Source organism: Thermoflexus hugenholtzii (assembly GCF_018771565.1).
Classification (GTDB): domain Bacteria; phylum Chloroflexota; class Anaerolineae; order Thermoflexales; family Thermoflexaceae; genus Thermoflexus; species Thermoflexus hugenholtzii_A.
Window position 1 is genome coordinate 3,028,897 of sequence record NZ_CP076326.1, and the last position, 16,049, is coordinate 3,044,945.

18 protein-coding genes and 4 tRNA genes are annotated in these 16,049 nt (G+C 64.4%); 9 read left to right on the top strand and 13 right to left on the bottom strand.

Annotated elements, in window-relative coordinates; all coding sequences use genetic code 11:
* Positions 1-322: 322 nt before the first annotated feature.
* The 9 genes from KNN16_RS13725 (at position 323) to KNN16_RS13765 (ending at position 9,456) form a co-directional block, all read left to right on the top strand.
* On the top strand, positions 323-1,327 hold the full coding sequence (locus tag KNN16_RS13725; RefSeq protein WP_303897648.1) for a LacI family DNA-binding transcriptional regulator: 1,005 nt from the start codon (positions 323-325) through the stop codon (positions 1,325-1,327).
* Positions 1,328-1,343: 16 nt separating this feature from the next.
* Positions 1,344-3,149, top strand: a complete 1,806-nt coding sequence (locus tag KNN16_RS13730) for an ABC transporter substrate-binding protein (RefSeq protein WP_303897650.1) — start codon at positions 1,344-1,346, stop codon at positions 3,147-3,149.
* Between the two features lie 76 nt (positions 3,150-3,225).
* Positions 3,226-4,212: an ABC transporter permease gene (locus KNN16_RS13735; protein ID WP_303897651.1), complete on the top strand. Its 987-nt coding sequence runs from the start codon at positions 3,226-3,228 to the stop codon at positions 4,210-4,212.
* The gene (locus KNN16_RS13740; protein WP_303897653.1) at positions 4,213-5,079 is read left to right on the top strand and encodes an ABC transporter permease; all 867 of its coding nucleotides are present in this window, start codon (positions 4,213-4,215) and stop codon (positions 5,077-5,079) included.
* The gene (locus tag KNN16_RS13745; protein WP_303897655.1) at positions 5,076-6,092 is read left to right on the top strand and encodes an ABC transporter ATP-binding protein; all 1,017 of its coding nucleotides are present in this window, start codon (positions 5,076-5,078) and stop codon (positions 6,090-6,092) included. Before KNN16_RS13740 ends, KNN16_RS13745 begins: the two co-directional genes overlap by 4 nt.
* Entirely contained in the window at positions 6,089-7,117 is a 1,029-nt protein-coding gene (locus tag KNN16_RS13750; RefSeq protein WP_303897657.1) for an ABC transporter ATP-binding protein, read from the top strand. Before KNN16_RS13745 ends, KNN16_RS13750 begins: the two co-directional genes overlap by 4 nt.
* Positions 7,075-7,314 (top strand): hypothetical protein, encoded by a 240-nt coding sequence (locus KNN16_RS13755; RefSeq protein WP_303897658.1) that lies wholly within the window; start codon positions 7,075-7,077, stop codon positions 7,312-7,314. The genes KNN16_RS13750 and KNN16_RS13755 overlap by 43 nt, the downstream gene beginning before the upstream one ends.
* Positions 7,289-8,164: a hypothetical protein gene (locus tag KNN16_RS13760; RefSeq protein WP_303897659.1), complete on the top strand. Its 876-nt coding sequence runs from the start codon at positions 7,289-7,291 to the stop codon at positions 8,162-8,164. The genes KNN16_RS13755 and KNN16_RS13760 overlap by 26 nt, the downstream gene beginning before the upstream one ends.
* Positions 8,165-8,226: 62 nt before the next feature.
* On the top strand, positions 8,227-9,456 hold the full coding sequence (locus KNN16_RS13765; RefSeq protein WP_303897660.1) for a cellulase family glycosylhydrolase: 1,230 nt from the start codon (positions 8,227-8,229) through the stop codon (positions 9,454-9,456).
* Between the two features lie 74 nt (positions 9,457-9,530).
* On the opposite strand, the gene rplL is transcribed toward KNN16_RS13765, so the two are convergent.
* The 13 genes from rplL to KNN16_RS13830 all read right to left on the bottom strand — a co-directional run bounded on the left by rplL (position 9,531) and on the right by KNN16_RS13830 (position 15,907).
* Positions 9,531-9,923, bottom strand: coding sequence for a 50S ribosomal protein L7/L12 (gene rplL / locus KNN16_RS13770; protein WP_273091720.1), 393 nt, complete (start codon positions 9,921-9,923; stop codon positions 9,531-9,533).
* A 22-nt stretch (positions 9,924-9,945) separates the two neighbouring features.
* A complete protein-coding gene (gene rplJ, locus KNN16_RS13775) occupies positions 9,946-10,485 on the bottom strand; it encodes a 50S ribosomal protein L10 (protein ID WP_088571964.1) in 540 nt (179 codons plus the stop codon).
* A gap of 240 nt (positions 10,486-10,725) precedes the next feature.
* A complete protein-coding gene (gene rplA / locus KNN16_RS13780) occupies positions 10,726-11,445 on the bottom strand; it encodes a 50S ribosomal protein L1 (RefSeq protein ID WP_303897661.1) in 720 nt (239 codons plus the stop codon).
* 73 nt (positions 11,446-11,518) lie between these two features.
* Complete coding sequence (gene rplK, locus KNN16_RS13785) at positions 11,519-11,944, bottom strand: 50S ribosomal protein L11 (protein ID WP_299284693.1); 426 nt, start codon at positions 11,942-11,944, stop codon at positions 11,519-11,521.
* Positions 11,945-12,001: 57 nt separating this feature from the next.
* Entirely contained in the window at positions 12,002-12,523 is a 522-nt protein-coding gene (locus tag KNN16_RS13790; protein ID WP_303897662.1) for a Uma2 family endonuclease, read from the bottom strand.
* Between the two features lie 98 nt (positions 12,524-12,621).
* Positions 12,622-13,320, bottom strand: a complete 699-nt coding sequence (gene nusG, locus KNN16_RS13795) for a transcription termination/antitermination protein NusG (protein WP_303897664.1) — start codon at positions 13,318-13,320, stop codon at positions 12,622-12,624.
* A 63-nt stretch (positions 13,321-13,383) separates the two neighbouring features.
* Positions 13,384-13,692 carry a preprotein translocase subunit SecE gene (secE, locus tag KNN16_RS13800; RefSeq protein WP_299284685.1) on the bottom strand — a complete coding sequence of 103 codons (309 nt, stop codon included), beginning with the start codon at positions 13,690-13,692 and terminating at the stop codon, positions 13,384-13,386.
* Between the two features lie 141 nt (positions 13,693-13,833).
* Positions 13,834-13,906 (bottom strand) — tRNA-Trp (locus KNN16_RS13805).
* Positions 13,907-13,929: 23 nt separating this feature from the next.
* The gene (gene rpmG / locus KNN16_RS13810; protein ID WP_200808192.1) at positions 13,930-14,091 is read right to left on the bottom strand and encodes a 50S ribosomal protein L33; all 162 of its coding nucleotides are present in this window, start codon (positions 14,089-14,091) and stop codon (positions 13,930-13,932) included.
* A gap of 134 nt (positions 14,092-14,225) precedes the next feature.
* Positions 14,226-15,428, bottom strand: a complete 1,203-nt coding sequence (gene tuf / locus KNN16_RS13815) for an elongation factor Tu (protein WP_303897667.1) — start codon at positions 15,426-15,428, stop codon at positions 14,226-14,228.
* A gap of 151 nt (positions 15,429-15,579) precedes the next feature.
* Positions 15,580-15,652, bottom strand: a tRNA-Thr gene (locus KNN16_RS13820).
* Positions 15,653-15,745: 93 nt separating this feature from the next.
* A tRNA-Tyr gene (locus tag KNN16_RS13825) sits at positions 15,746-15,828 on the bottom strand.
* 6 nt (positions 15,829-15,834) lie between these two features.
* A tRNA-Thr gene (locus tag KNN16_RS13830) sits at positions 15,835-15,907 on the bottom strand.
* Positions 15,908-16,049 lie beyond the last annotated feature (142 nt).

The following is a 16,049-nucleotide window of genomic DNA, read 5'->3' on the forward strand; positions in this document are numbered from 1 at the left end:
TCTCCACCTACCTCCCCGGGCTCGGCGTCAAGACCGGGCACAATTTTCTCTCCAACGTTCCATCGCAGCGGACAGACTCGCCTCTACTTTCTGATTCCCCCTCTCGCGTTCTCCTCCAGATTCCCTCCGCATCCCACAGCGATCGGGACACCCGGAAGGCTCTTGACAAATTCCCTTCTTTTGAGTAAAATGAATGTGTAATCGATTACAAGCAAAACTTTGATATCAATATAATTAATATTCGAATTTAATTAACTATTTTCCATAAATATTTATTGTAAAAACAACCAAATTTTGCTGTATTTATAGTCTTATTTTTGACATGAAACGACCCACTTTGAAAGCGATTGCAGAGCAAGCGGGGGTTTCGGTGGCGACGGTGTCCCGGGCCCTGAGCGGGCGGGGGCGGGTCGATGAGGCGACCCGTCAGCGGATCCTGCGGATCGCAGAGGCGATGGGCTACGCCCCGGACATGGCCGCTCGCAGCCTGGTGCTACGCCGCACAGAGAACATCGGCTTCCTGATCCATGCCCTCCAGTCCCTTTCCCCCCACACCTTTTACGGGGAGCTCCTGACCGCGGTGGAACGGGAGCTGCGCCGGCACCGTTATCACCTCCAGTTCGCCACTGTGGAGGACGATTCCCTGCCCACCCTGATCAAAGAGAACCGCGTGGATGGTCTGCTCCTGGTCGGCTGCGACTTACCCCCTTCCTTGATCTGGACGCTGAAGGAACGCCGTCTCCCCCTGGTGCTGGTGGACAACCACATGCCCGGTGTGGACAGCGTGTTCACAGACAACGTGGGCGGCGCTTTCCAGGTCACGGCGCACCTGATCCGCCTTGGGCATCGTCGGATCGCCTTCATCGCGGAGACCCTGGACAACCTGAGCTTTCAGGAGCGCTTCGAGGGATACCGTCGGGCGCTGGAGGCCCATGGGCTGTCCTTCGATCCCGAGCTGGTGGCCGAGGGCGAGCGAGGCCCCGAGGGGGGTTTCATCGCGATGAGCCGGCTCCTGGAGCGGGCGCAACCTACAGCCGTGGTCGCGGCCAACGACCCCACGGCAGCCAGCGCGATGCGGGCGATCCGGGCGCGGGGCCTGCGGATCCCGGAGGAGATCACGGTGGTTGGCTTCGATGATGATCCCCTCGCGCTCCACACCGACCCCCCGCTCACCACCATGCGCGTCTTCCGCGCCAGGATGGCAGCTCTGGCTGTCGCCCGGTTGCTGGATCTGATGAGGAACCCGGAGCAGCCGGCCGTCCATATCTGCATCGAGACCCAGCTGATCGTGCGTCAGTCCTGCGGAAGTTCCCCCATCCCATCCTGAGGAGAGGAGGTTTGCCATGTCCCGAGGATCCAGCTTGCGCGCGCGGTTCTTCTTCATCCTCGCGGCGCTCGCCCTCGGGCTGAGCGCCTGCGCGCCCGCCACCCCCGCTCCTGGGCCCACCGCCTCCCCCACCCCCGTCGTGGTTGAGAAAGTGGTGACCCCCACGCCTGCCCCACGTCCGAGGGAGTTCGTGCTGGGCACCAGCTGGGAGGTCCCGCCCGCTTACCACGGCAACCCCTTCGCTCCCGGCGGGGTCGGGGGCGCCTGGTGGTTCGTCTTCCAGCCGCTGCTCATCTACGTCCCGGCCACCGGCGAAGCCATTCCCAGCCTGGCGGAATCCTTTGAGGAAGCGCCGGACCGCATCACCTTCCGACTGCGCCAGACCGGCTGGTCAGATGGCACCCCCTTCACCAGCAAGGATGTATGGGCCTCCTTCGTCCTGATGAAGCTGATGTGGAACTGGCCCGGCGAGGTCGATCGGGTGGAAACCCCCGATGAACGAACGGCGGTCATCGTATGGAAGCAGCCCCTGGCGAACCCTAAGGCCTTGATCAGCAGCGCTCCCATTCTGGTCAACGTCACCGCCTACGGGAAGTTCGCGGAAGAGGCCGCCAAATGGCTGGGCCAGACTGGCGCTGAGGCGGAGGAGGCGCTGAACAAGATCCGCCAGGAGGTCTCCGGTTTCAAGCCGGAGAAGCCCGTCGCCGTCGGCCCCTTCCAGGTCGAGAGCGTCAGCGCTTCGGAGATGATCCTGACCAAGAACCCTCACCATTATGCCGCGAAGAACATCGGCATCGACCGCATCCGCTTCCTGCGCTGGACCTCCAACGAGGTGATGTGGGCTTTCCATCTGGCCGGGGAACTGGACGCCAGCCATGCGGCGGCCCCTAAGGATGTTGCGGATCAGATCCTGCAACGCCAGCCCAAGACGCGGCTTCAGCTGGTCACCGACCTTTCCGAGTTTGCCCTGCTCTTCAACCTGCGCAAAGCGCCCTTCAACGATGTCCGCTTCCGCAAGGCCATCGCCTACCTCATCGACCGCGACAAGGTCCGGGAGATCTCTTACTACGCTGGGCTCACCTCCGCCCCTTACTCCCACGGCGTCCTCAAGTCCTTTGAGGAGCAGTGGCTCGGAAAGGATTTCCTCGGCTCCCTTACGGCTTACAATCTTGACCCGGCGAAGGCAGAAGCCTTGCTGAAGGAGATGGGCTGGACCAATGGGCCCGACGGCAAATGGCGGGATCCCACGGGCAAGGCCCCTGAGTTTGAGATCCTGGCCCAGGCGGGGGCCACGGATTGGATCCTGGCCGCGGAGGCCATCGCCACCCAGCTGAACAAACACTTCCAGGTCCGGACCCGCACCGTTGAGCCCGGGGTGTATCCCACCACCCTGCGGGGCGGCCAGTTCGACATGGCCATCCAGTTCGGCAGCGCTTGGTGGGGCACGGCCCACCCGCTCACCGGCTATTACCGCCTCTACCAGGGCGAGGCCGCGGAGTTCACCGGTGCCAAAGACGTCATGGCGACGATGAAGGGTCCGCAAGGCGAGGACGTGAACGTCGCCCAGGCCCTGGACAGCCTTCTGAAGGAGCCGAATCCGGAGCGCCAGAAGGCGATCGTCCGCCAGCTGGCCTGGATCACCAATGAGAATCTGCCGGTCCTTAGCTTGCTGGAGAAGCAGCTGATGATCTTCCATGTCGATGGTGTCCGGGTAACAGGCTGGCCGGCGGCGAACGACCCGCTGTGGACGGTGGCTCCCGGTGCCATCGAGCGTTTCTACACTCATCTGCTCATCCAGGGCATCTTGAAGCCGGCCCCGTAGGGGCTGCCATCGCATGGGGTCTGGGGGGCGCGCAGAAAGCGCGCCCCCCAGACCCGCATCAGGAGGTCCACGCCGAATGCGCTGGCTACGGCGGGTGTTGCTGGCCTTGTTCACGATCTGGCTGGTGGCCACCCTCACCTTTGTGGTGGTGGAACAGGCGCCCGGTGATATCTTCTATTTGATGGCTCAAGAGATCGCCCAAGCCCGGGGGGTCTCCATCGAGGTGGCTTACGCCCAGGTGCGCAGCATGGTCGGCTACGATCCCACCCGTCCCCTCCTCCAGCGCTACCTCGAGTGGATGGGGGAGCTGCTGCAGGGGAACCTGGGCTTCTCCTACTTTTATCGCATCTCCGTGAATCAGATCCTCTTCCAGGCGCTGCCGTGGACGGTCTTTGTCCTCTCCACAGCGCTTTTGCTGAGCTTTACCATCGGCGTCCTGCTCGGGCTAGTGATCGCGGTCCGCCGGCGCACGTGGCTGGATCCTCTGATCACTGGCTACGCCTCCCTCACCGACGCCACGCCGGATTACCTGACCGCCCTCCTTCTGCTGATCTTCCTCGCCCTCCAGCTGAAATGGTTTCCCTCCAAAGGGGCTTATGACAGCAGCCTGACCCCAGGGTTCAACCTGCCCTTCCTGCTCAGCGTGCTTCACCACGCCGCCCTGCCCATCACCGCCTATACCCTGGAGAACATCGGGGCCTGGGCGCTGGCGATGAAGGGGAGCGCGGTCTCCGTCCTGGGTGAGGACTTCATCGCCTTTGCCCGGGCCCGGGGCTTGCGGGAAAGCCGCATCCTCACCCACTATGTCGGGCGCAACGCCATCCTGCCCATGGTCACCGGGCTGGCCCTGGCCTTCGGGGGGATGTTCGGAGGCTCCGTCCTGATCGAGACCGTCTTCCATTACCCTGGGATCGGCTGGTTCTTCAAGTTCGCCCTCGATCATCGGGACTACGGGATGATGCGAGGGTTGCTCATCCTCACCACGGTGGCCATCGTGATGGCCAACCTGATCACCGATCTGATCTATCCCCTGCTGGATCCCCGGATCCGGATGGAGGATTAAATGGGCACGGCCGCGTTCCTGGGTGATCTTCTCCAGGCGCTGCGAGAGAATCGACGGGCTGTTGTGGGGGGCCTGATCCTGACCGGTTACCTCTTGATGGCCCTCGTCGGACCGGCGCTCGTTCCCCTCGACCCCACCATGAAATACGCGGAACGGTTCCGACCACCTTCCCTCGCGCATCCTCTGGGCACCGATTATGCCGGGCGGGACGTGCTGGCCCAGATCATCCACGGCTCGCGGGATGTCCTGGCCATCGCCTTCCTCACCGCCCTGTTCACCACGGCCGTGGCCGTCGGCGTCGGAACCCTCGCGGGTTACTCCGGCGGCGCGGTGGACGCTGTTCTGATGTTGCTGACCAACGTTCAGCTCACCGTGCCGGCCGTGCCGGTTTACCTTCTCATCGGCTCGGTGTTCCAGGTCCGCGACCCCATTGGGTTCGCCGCCCTGATCAGCCTGTGGATGTGGGGCCCGCTGGCTCGCGCCGTTCGCTCACAGATCCTCTCGCTGAAGGAGCGCGATTTCATCGAGGCCGCCCGGGTCCTGGGGCTGAGCACTTTTCATATCCTGTTCCGCGAGCTCTTTCCGAACCTGACCCCATTTGTGGTCATCCACTTCATTCGGATCATGCGGGACGCCATCACGGCGAGCGTAGGGTTGATCTTCCTGGGGCTGGCTCCCTTCTCGCCCACCAACTGGGGCACGATGCTGAACCTGGCCGTTTTCCAGACCGGTGCCATCTATATCCCCAACGCACTTCACTACGTGATCGCGCCAATGGCGGTGATCGTCCTCTTCCAGCTGGGGGCAATCTTCTTCGCCCACGGGCTGGATGAGATCCTGAACCCCCGTCTCCGAGCTCCGGCATGAAACCTCTGTTGCAGGCCCGGGATCTGGAGGTCACATTCGATCTGGGGCGGCACGGCCGTCTGGTCGCCGTCGACCGGGTGTCCTTCGACCTGGGGCACGGCGAGTTTGTGGCCCTGGTTGGGGAGAGCGGGAGCGGCAAGAGCACCACCGCCCTCGCCCTGATCCGTCTGGTCCCGCCCCCCGGCTTCATCTCCGGCGGCCGCCTGTTGTGGTGGGATGATCGAGAGGAAACGCCGGTGGACCTTCTCCAGCTGAGCCCCGGGCGAATGCGGGAGCGCCGCTGGCGGGATATCGCGATGGTCTTCCAGGGAGCCCAGAACGCCCTCAATCCGGTCATGCGCATCGCCGAGCAGATGGTGGAAACCGTGCGAACGCATCAGGCCATGCCGCGCGACGAGATCCTGGATCGGGCCGCCCGGTGCCTGCGCATGGTCCGCCTGGAGCCCTCCCGGGTGCTCCGGGCCTATCCCCATGAGCTCAGCGGCGGGATGCGCCAGCGGGTGTTGATCGCCATGAGCTTGTTGCTGACCCCCCGCCTGCTGATCCTGGATGAACCGACCACGGCCCTGGACGTGATCACCCAAGCGCATATCCTTGAGCTCTTAAAGGAGATCCAGGAACAGCTGGGGCTGACGATGCTCCTGCTCACCCACGACCTGGCTGTGGTCGCGAAAACAGCCCGTCGAGTTCTGATCATGTATGCGGGCCGGATTGTGGAGGAGGCCCCCACCGAAGACCTATTCGAGGCGCCCTATCATCCCTACACCCAGGGCCTCCTCCAGGCAGTCCCCACCCTGCGCGGGGACCTGGCCGCGAAGCGCCCGATCCCGGGCTCCCCTCCGGACATGCGACATCCGCCCTCGGGTTGTCGCTTCCATCCGCGCTGTCCCTATGCCGACGAGCTGTGCCGTCGGGTGGAGCCGATCTTGGAGGAGGCGGGCGGCCGTCGCGTGGCCTGTCATCACTGGCAACGCATCCACCAGGGCGCGCCGCTCCTGGAGGCTCTGCAATGAAGAACAGCCTGATCACCCTGGAGGATGTCTCCTTGGTCTTCGCGCGAGGCTGGCCTTCTCGGGAGCGGGTCGAAGCCGTAGCGGGTGTATCCCTGAACATCCCGGAGGGTGGGATCCTGGCCCTGGTGGGGGAGACCGGGAGCGGGAAGACCACCTTGGGCAAGCTGGTCGCCGGCCTCTACCGGCCCACCCGGGGCCGCGTCCTCTTTCGAGGGCAAGATCTGCGGGCCATGGACCGCCGCACGTTCCTGGAATACCGGCGAGCTGTCCAGTTGGTGCATCAGGACGCCTTCGCCGCCTTGAACCCGGTCCGCACCATTTACCACTCCCTGAAAGCCCCTCTGCTCCATCATCGTCTCGCCCGGACCGAGCGGGATGCTCGGGAGCAGGTCGCAGCGCTGCTCACCCAGGTCGGGCTGACGCCGCCGGAGCTCTTCCTGGACAAGTATCCGCATCAGCTGAGCGGAGGCCAGCGCCAGCGGGTTCTCCTCGCCCGCGCCCTCACCGTGCAACCCCGCCTCATCGTGGCCGACGAGCCGGTTTCGATGGTCGACGTCTCGCTACGCCTTTCTATCCTTCAGCTGCTGCGCGAGCTCAACCGCCGCCTGGGCATCGCCATCCTTTACATCACCCACGATTTGGCAACCGCCCGTTACCTGGCTGAGGACGGACAGCTGGCGGTGATGTATTTGGGGAAGATCGTGGAACACGGCACCTTTCGGGAGATCCTGGGGAACCCGCGGCATCCTTACCTGCAAGCCCTCCTTTCGGCGGTGCCCATCCCGGATCCGCGGAGCGCTCGTTCGATGCGTCCGATGACGCTCCAGGAGATTGATCCGCCGGATCCCCGGCGCCCGCCTTCCGGATGTCGGTTTCACCCACGCTGCCCTTACGCGCGTCCCATCTGCCGGGAGATCCCTCCGGCTCTCGAAGGCCCCGTGGATCATCGCGTGGCCTGCCATTTCGCGGCGGAGATCCCACCATGGCACCCGCTATCAGCCGCCTCGCCTTCACAATGGGCCTGACCCTGTTCCTGCTCGCCCTGATGGCCCTCCCCTTCCTTCCGCCCGGATCCCCTGCCTTTGTGGTGGACGTCCTGGCCCTGGGGATCAGCGGGGGGTTCTTGGCGCTCCTGATCTGGTCCATCCGGCGGGAGGTCGTCCGCCGTATCCCATCTCCGTCTGAGGAGGACACCGATGCTGCGTCTCACCCGCCATCCTGAGCCCATCCTGAAACCTGTGGCCTATCATCCTTGGGAGTCCCGCTACGTCTTTAACGCCGGCGTGGTCTACCACAACGGTCTGGTCCATATGCTCTACCGGGCTATGGGAGAGGATGGGATCTCCCGCCTGGGCTATGCCGTTAGCGCCGACGGGCTGAACTTCTATCGTCTGGACCAACCGGTCCTGGTCCCTGCCACACCTTGGGAAAGCCGTGGGGTGGAAGATCCTCGCATCACCCGAATCGGGGAAAGATTCTACGTCCTCTACACCGCCTACTCTGAGCACGGCGTGCGGGTTTCCATGGCATCCACCACCAACTTCATCACCTGGATCCGCCACGGCATCCTGCTCCCGGACGAAGACAACAAAGATGCGGCCCTCTTCCCGGAGAAGATCAACGGTCGATATGCGATGCTGCACCGTAGGCCTCCTGATATCTGGTTGGCCTACTCCGAGGATCTGATCCATTGGACGGACCATCAGGTGATCATGCGGCCACGCCCGGGCACGTGGGAGTCATGGAAAATCGGAGCAGGTGCCCAACCCATCCGGACGCCATGGGGCTGGCTGCTTTTTTACCACGGTGTGGATGAGCAGCGGGTCTATCGACTGGGGGTGGCCCTCCTGGATCTGGAGAACCCGGCTCGGGTGATCCGGCGACAGGAGGCTCCCATCCTCTCCCCGGAGACCACGTGGGAGCAGGAGGGGCAGGTCCCTCAGGTGGTCTTCACCTGCGGGGCAGTGGAGATCAATGGCCTCTATTATGTTTACTACGGTGGAGCGGACGCGGTGATCGGCGTGGCCACGGTCACCGCGGAGGAGGTCGAGCGGTTCTGTCGCGGCCGCTGAGCGGCCCCATCCATGCGCAGCAGCGCCGCGAATCCCAGACCACCAGACAAGGAGGGACGGCGGTGAGCGGATGGGTAGATCACTTCCTCATCGGCGTGAACTACTGGCCGCGCACCAAGGCGATGTTCTGGTGGAAGGAATTCGACCCCGAAGAGGTCCGGGCGGACATGGCGGAGATCGCCGCCCTGAACCTGGAAGGGGTTCGCATCTTCCTGCTCTGGGAAGACTTCATGCCCATCCCCGAGAGGGTCGATCCCCGCATGCTGGAGCGCCTCCGCCAGGTGCTGGACCTGGCCGCGGTGAACGGACTGCGGGTGATCGTCACCCTCTTCACCGGGCACATGAGCGGCGTGAACTGGCTGCCGCCGTGGCTGCTCGACGGCGAGCGGGAAAGCGACCCCCGTTTCCGCTTGATCGCCGGCGGGCGCGTCGTGAAAAGCCGCATCCGGGACCTCTACGAGGACCCCTTCGCCCTCGCGGCGCAGGTCCGGATGCTGGAGGCTGCCGCTGAGGCGGTGGGGGATCATCCGGCGCTGCTCGCATGGGATCTGGGGAACGAACCGGACCTGGTCCTGCGGCCTCGAACCCCTGAGGCCGCTGCCCGGTGGCTGGACACCCTCACCCGGGCTCTGCGCGCCATCGATCCCGCCCATCCCATCACCATCGGCTTCCACAGCCCGGTGCTGGAGGAGGACCTGGGGTTCCGGGTGCGGACCCTCGCTCCCATGCTGGATTTCCTCTGCATGCACGGCTACCCGGTCTATGCGGCCTGGGCTCGCCATCCGCTGGATGAGCAGGTTCTCCCCTTCCTGGCTCGGCTCACCGCCGATCTGGGGGGGAAACCGGTGCTGCTGGAGGAGTTCGGATTGCCCACCGCGCCGCCCGGGCAGCCCACCCAACGGATCCCAATCCAGCTGGAGGATCGCGCGTTCGAGGTGACGCTGATCTCCGAGAACGAGACGGCGGATTTCTATGAACGGGCGCTGGAGGCGCTGGTTCAGGAAGGCGCCCTGGGGGCCTTCATCTGGTGTTTCACGGACTATCATCCGGATCTGTGGACACGGCCCCCGTGCGATCGCCTGATCCACGAGCGGCATTTCGGGCTGCTGCGGCCCGACGGATCCCGCAAGCCAGCAGCGGACGTCATCGCCCGTTTCGCCGCGCGCCGACGCCCGCTGGCCGCCCCTCCCTCCCCTTTGCCCGTCCCCGCGGATTACGAGGACCGGCCGGGGCAGGCGTTGCGATCGCTTTACGCCCTGTTCCTGCAGGCCCGGGGCCGCTCCGCATTGTAGGCCCTCTGGGACGGCGTCCGGCGGGGGCCAGCGGGGGGGATCGCCCCCGCCGGACGCCTGTCTCGGCGGCAAACTTACTTGATCTCCACCACCGCGCCCACCGCCTCCAGCTTGGCCTTGGCGTCCTGGGCCACCTCTTTGCTGACGCCCTCCAGGACCGGCCTGGGGGCCGCCTCGACCAGATCCTTGGCCTCCTTGAGGCCCAGGTTGGTCAGCTGGCGCACCACCTTGATCACCTCGATCTTCTTCGGCCCGACCTCCTTGAGGATCACATCGAACTCGGTCTTCTCCTCCACGGCTGGGGCCGCCGCGGGAGCACCCGGAGCGGCCGCGGGGACGGCAGCGGCCACCGCGACGGGCGCCGCGGCCTTCACTCCCCAGCGCTCCTCCAGCAGCTTCACCAGCTCCACCGCCTCCAGCAACGTCAGGCTGCTCAGCTCCTCAACCAGCTTCTGAAGATCCGCCATGGGAAGATCACCTCCGAAAAGATTAAGGGGTTTGGGAAGCTTCTTTCAATTGATCAGCCCGCGCCTGCAGCACGCCCACCACCTGCTGCAGGACCGCGGTGAGCACGCCGGCCAGCTGGGCCGCCGGGGCCTGGATGGCTCCCAGCACCTGGCCCAGCACCACCGGGCGCGGCGGCAGCTCGGAGAGCGCCTTCACGTCCTCCGGGCGCAGCCGGCGCCCGTCGAGCAGCCCGCCCTTGACCTTCAGGATCTTGCTCTCCTCGGCGAACTCCAGGAGCGCCTTGGCCACGACGGGTGGGTCCTCCAGGCAGAAGGCGGCGGCGGTGGGACCCTGCAGCAGGTCCTCCGGCACCGTCCACCCGGCCTGTTGCAGGGCGATCCGCAGCAGCGTGTTCTTGGTGACGTGGAAAACCCCGCCGGATTTGCGGATCTTCTGCCGGAGGCGATACATGCTCATCGCATCCAGCCCCTGATAGTCCGCCAGGATCACCGCCTGGCTGCGGGCGAGCAGCTCTCGATACCGAGCGATCATCTGATCCTTCTCTGCTCGCGTGAACGGCAAGCGTCACCTCCTGTGCGAGGTTTTCATCCCCGCTGCCTTTCCCGGAGGGGCAGCGAGGGGACTGCCGAAAAAACATCGCGCGCCCCCGCCGGCGCAGATGAGGGCGCGCGCAGAAACCCTCCCCAGGCCGCACAGGCCTTGACGGAGAGGATCCTTCACGCCCTGCCTCCGCCGGCGGGGTTCCCCCATTGAGCGTGCGCACCGAGCTTCAACGGCAGGGATCTTTTAACAGGCGATGCGTTAAGCCGAGACCTCCAGGGCCTGAGCCGCTGCGGGGTCCACCTTGATGCCCGGCCCCATGGTCGCGCTCACCACCACCTTCCGGATATAGGGCCCCTTCAGCCCGGAAGGACGCGCCTTCTTCACCGCGTCCATCAGGGCCGCGAAGTTCTCCAGCAGCTGATCCACCGAGAAACTGACCTTGCCGATGGGCACGTGGAGGTTGGCGGTCTTATCCACCCGGAACTCCACCCGGCCGGCCTTGGCCTCCCGGATCGCCCGGGGCAGGTCCTCCGGGTTGACCACGGTGCCCGCCCGCGGGTTGGGCATCAGGCCCCGCGGGCCCAGGATGCGCCCCAGGCGCCCCACCTTGGGCATCATGTCGGGCGTGGCGATGGCGACGTCGAAATCCGTCCACCCTTCCTGGATCCGCTTGATGCCTTCGTCGTCGCTGATCACGTAATCCGCCCCGGCCTCCTGGGCGATCCGCGCCGCCTCCCCGGCCGCGAACACCAGCACCCGCACCCGCTTGCCCAGCCCGTGGGGGAGAACCACCACCCCGCGGACCTGCTGGTCGGCGTGGCGGGGATCCACCCCCAGGCGCATGTGGACCTCCACGGTGCCGTCGAAGCGGGTGTAGCTGGTTTCCTTCACCAGGGCGAGCGCCTCTCGGGGAGAGTAGAGACGCTCGCGATCCACCTTCTTCAGCGCTTCCAGATATTTCTTGCCTCGCTCCCCCATCGTTGAGAACCTCCTGTGGTTGTAGCGGACCTGTTCGGTCCTCCCACATGGGTGGGCGTATCGGCGCGCCGGCTTAATCCACGATCTGGATCCCCATGCTGCGGGCGGTGCCGGCGATCATGCGCATAGCGGCCTCGATGTCGTCGGTGTTCAGGTCCTTCATCTTCAGCTCGGCGATCTCCCGAAGCTGCTGACGGGTGATCTTGCCCACGATCTGCCGGTTCGGCTCCGAGGACCCTTTCTCCACGCCCGCCGCCCGACGCAGGAGATCCGACACCGGAGGCGTCTTGAGCTCCATGGTGAAGGAGCCGTCGGTGTAGATCGTGACCTCCACCGGCACGATCTGCCCCGCCATATGGGCGGTGCGAGCGTTGTATTCCTTGCAGAAGGCCATCACGTTGACCCCATGCGGGGCTAGGGTCGGCCCAATCGGAGGGGCCGGGTTGGCCTTGCCCGCCTCGATTTGAAGTTTGATGATCGCCTTAACCTTCTTGGCCATCGACGAACTCCTGAGAACAAGGTTTTCGAAAGAGGAATCCGGCGTCTCGCTCTCGGATCAAAGGATCTCATCCACCATCAGGACGAGATCCGGAAACGCCTGGGGCGCCAGCCGATCCCCCCGCCCGAACCGCGCCGCCCTCTGATATCCCTGGGGAGAAGGCGCCTGATACACCTCCACCACCTCCTCCTCCAGGTCCACCAGCCAGACCTCCGGGATCCCGAATCGGGCGTAAAGCGGGACTTTTACCTCCCGATCGTAAGCCGCGGAGTGCTCCATCACTTCCACAAGCAACAGCACGTCATCAGGGCCCGGATGGAGGCCCGCGTAGAAATCCGGACGGGGCTTCAGCAACGCCACGTCCGGTTGCGGCTCCGAACGCTCCCCCAGGTGGATGAGGTTTTGAACGTCGGCGATCGCCCGGTCGCCCACCCCCTTCGAGAAGATCCGATTCAGAAGCCGGACGCACCTCGCATGGCGACTTCCGATCGGGCTCATCCACACGATCTCTCCTTCGATCAGCTCAATCCGATCGTCCTCAGAGAGGATCCCCGCCTGGGCCATCCGAATGATACTCATCCACGGTGAACAACCGCCGTAGCGTCTGAACCGCCATCCCTCCCTCCATCCGCCCTGGAGGAGATCCGCCTCGGAGTTAGAGCCCCCGACCGCAGGTCTTAGATCTTCTCCACCTGGGTGAAATCCAGCTCCACCGGGGTTTCCCGGCCGAAGAAGGAGACCAGAACCCGCACCTTCGCTTTGTCCGGGTCGATCTCGTCCACGATGCCCACGAAATCCGCGAAGGGGCCTTCGGTGATGCGGACCTTCTGGCCAGGCTTGAAGGTGACCCGGATGCGAGGGGATTTGCTCTCCATGCGCTTGAAGATCGCCTGGACCTCCTCCGGGCGCAGTGGGGTGGGCTGGTTGCCCATCCCCACAAAGCCCGTCACCCCCGGCGTGTTCCGCACCACCGCCCATGAATCCTCGTCCATAATCATCTCCACCAGGATGTAGCCGGGATAGATCCGCCGGCGGACCGGACGTTTCTTGCCTTCTTTGATCTCGATCTCCTCCTCCTCGGGCACCACGATGTTGAAGATTTTGTGCTGCATGCCCAGGGAGGCGATGCGCTGCTCCAGATTATGCTTCACCTTGTGCTCGGAGCCGGAGTAACAATGCACCACATACCAGGCGGGTTCGGCGGAGGCTTCTACCGCGCCTTCGCCGGGAGCCTGAAGGGGTTCCATGACGGGCTCCTCTCCTTTCTCGGGAGGAGCGGAGGCCGGTTCTTCCAGTTCCAGTTCGCGCAGCAGCTCCTCCAGCGACTCCGTATCGACCTCCACCGGCTCCTGTGGCACCGACCGCTCTTCCTCCATAGATCTCCTTTCCATTGCGCATAACAGAGGAGGCCGGAGCGCTCCGTCCTCACCCGCCTCGCCTCACTCGCGGCTGAGGGCGAAGGCGAGGGCTCCCAGCCCGATCAAGCTGCCCACTACGGCGATCCCGAGCCGCAGGGGATCCTGGGGCGTGGTGAAGATCCCGCCGAACAGCCAGAAGAAGAAATAGTCGACCAGCCCCAGGAGAATCGACATGCCGATGGTGACCGCCAGGACCACCCCCGTCAACCGGTAAAGCTCCTGCCGGTCCGGCCAGCGGACCTTCTTCAGCTCCCCCTGGACCTCCCGTAGATAGCGCAGCGGGGCCCAGTCGCCCCGCAGCCACCGCCGGGTCTCCGCTACCTTCGCCACCGGATGCGCTCCCTGCAAGAGATCTCCCGGCAAGACCGCCGGGACTTCGAAGCCACCCCTCCCCTTGATAGGGGCCGAGGCCACATCCCCCTTACACAAATTGGGACACCGCCAAGCGGTGTCCCACGGGGGAACTTCAGGCAGGCCGGCCAGGACTCGAACCTGGAACCTGCGGATTTGGAGTCCGCTGCTCTGCCTGTTGAGCTACCGGCCTGCGAGCAAGAAGCGAAGAAGATCTCAGCGTGTCTCCCGATGCAGCGTATGCTTGCGGCATCGGGGACAATACTTGCGCAGCTCCAGGCGGTTCGGGTCGTTGTTCCGGTTTTTCTGGGTCGTGTAATTCCGTTCCTTGCATTCCGTGCACGCCAGGGTGATCACCACCCGCACCTCTTTCGCCATTGCGCCCTCGACGGTCTCGATAGATTCCGGGGATTTGCGCTGGGGCGAGCCCGGAGGGCAACCGCCCCAGCGCCTCACCTCCTATATTTTAACCGGAACGGGGCCGGGATGTCCAGCCGCCGTAAGCCCGGGGGTTAGTCGAGGATTTTGGTGACCACGCCGGCGCCGACGGTGAGGCCGCCTTCCCGGATGGCGAAGCGCAGCCCTTCCTCAATGGCCACCGGCGCAATCAACCGCACCCGCAGGTTCACATTGTCCCCCGGCATCACCATCTCCACCCCCGCGGGCAACTGAATCTCCCCCGTCACATCCGCCGTCCGAAAGTAAAACTGCGGCTTATACCCGCTGAAAAACGCCTTGTGCCGCCCCCCCTCCTCCTTCTTCAACACATACACCTCCGCCTCAAACTCCCGATGCGGCTTGATCGTCCCCGGCGCTGCCAGCACCATCCCCCGCTCCACCTCCTCCTTCGCCACACCCCGCAACAAGCACCCCACATTGTCCCCCGCAATCCCCTCCTCCAGCGACTTGTGAAACATCTCAATGCTCGTCACCACCGTCCGCTTCACCTCCTCCCGCAGCCCCACTATCTCCACCTCCTCCCCCGGCCGTATCCGACCCCGCTCAATCCGCCCCGTCACCACCGTCCCACGCCCCTTAATGCTAAACACATCCTCAATCGGCATCAAAAACGGCTTGTCCACCTCCCGCACCGGCTCCGGAATATACTCGTCCAGCGCCCGGATCAGCTCCCAAATCGGCCGATACTCCTCCGCCTCCGGATCCGTGCTCTTGCTCTCCAGCGCCCGCAACGCACTCCCCCGAATCACCGGCACCTCATCCCCCGGATACCCATACTGGCTCAGCAAATCCCGCACCTCCAGCTCCACCAGCTCCAGCAACTCCGGATCATCCATCATATCCACCTTGTTCAAAAACACCACCATCGCCGGCACGTTCACCTGCCGCGCCAGCAGCACATGCTCCCGCGTCTGCGGCATCGGCCCCTCCGGCGCCGCCACCACCAAAATCGCCCCATCCATCTGCGCCGCACCCGTAATCATATTCTTGATGTAATCCCGATGCCCCGGACAATCAATGTGCGCATAATGCCGCCGCTCACTCTCATACTCCACATGCGTAATGTTGATCGTAATCCCTCGCAACCGCTCCTCCGGCGCCTTGTCAATCCGCTCAAACGGCACAAACTCCGCTAACCCCTTCAACGACAACACCTTCGTAATCGCCGACGTCAGCGTCGTCTTCCCATGATCAATATGCCCAATCGTCCCCACATTCACATGCGGCTTCGCCCGCACAAACACCGCCTTCGACATCGCTCGCCTCCTCTCGAAGAAGGTTTCAGTCGGGTTCGGAACTTTGCAGCCTGCACCACCCATACGGATGCCCGGGGCATGAGCCGGGCATCCCCCGCGGTTTTCCAACAAAAAATAAAAATCAAGTGCAAGCGTCTGAGAGATGAACAGGAGCCCACGACGGGACTCGAACCCGTGACCCCACCCTTACCAAGGGTGTGCTCTGCCGCCTGAGCTACGTGGGCTCGCGGAACTGCTTCTGCCGGGACAACCTGGATCAACGATGGGCCGGTGCGATGGGCCGGGGCGCATGGGCGCCCCGGCGTGAGCCGTTTCAGTGGGCGGGGAGGGATTCGAACCCCCGAAGGCTTCCGCCACCTGGTTTACAGCCAGGCCCCGTTGGCCACTTGGGTACCCGCCCAGGTCAAGCCGACGGCGGGATTCGAACCCGCAACCTCGCGCTTACAAGGCGCTTGCTCTACCGGTTGAGCTACGTCGGCATCCCGGACTCAATTATACCCGGTCCGAATTCTCCCGGTCAAGCCGACGAGCGCCCGCCCATCCGGGTTGGATAGTATACTGAGGAGAGATCAGGTTCGTCAAATCGCTGGTGGAGAGGAGCCCAGATCCCTTTCTCCCGGG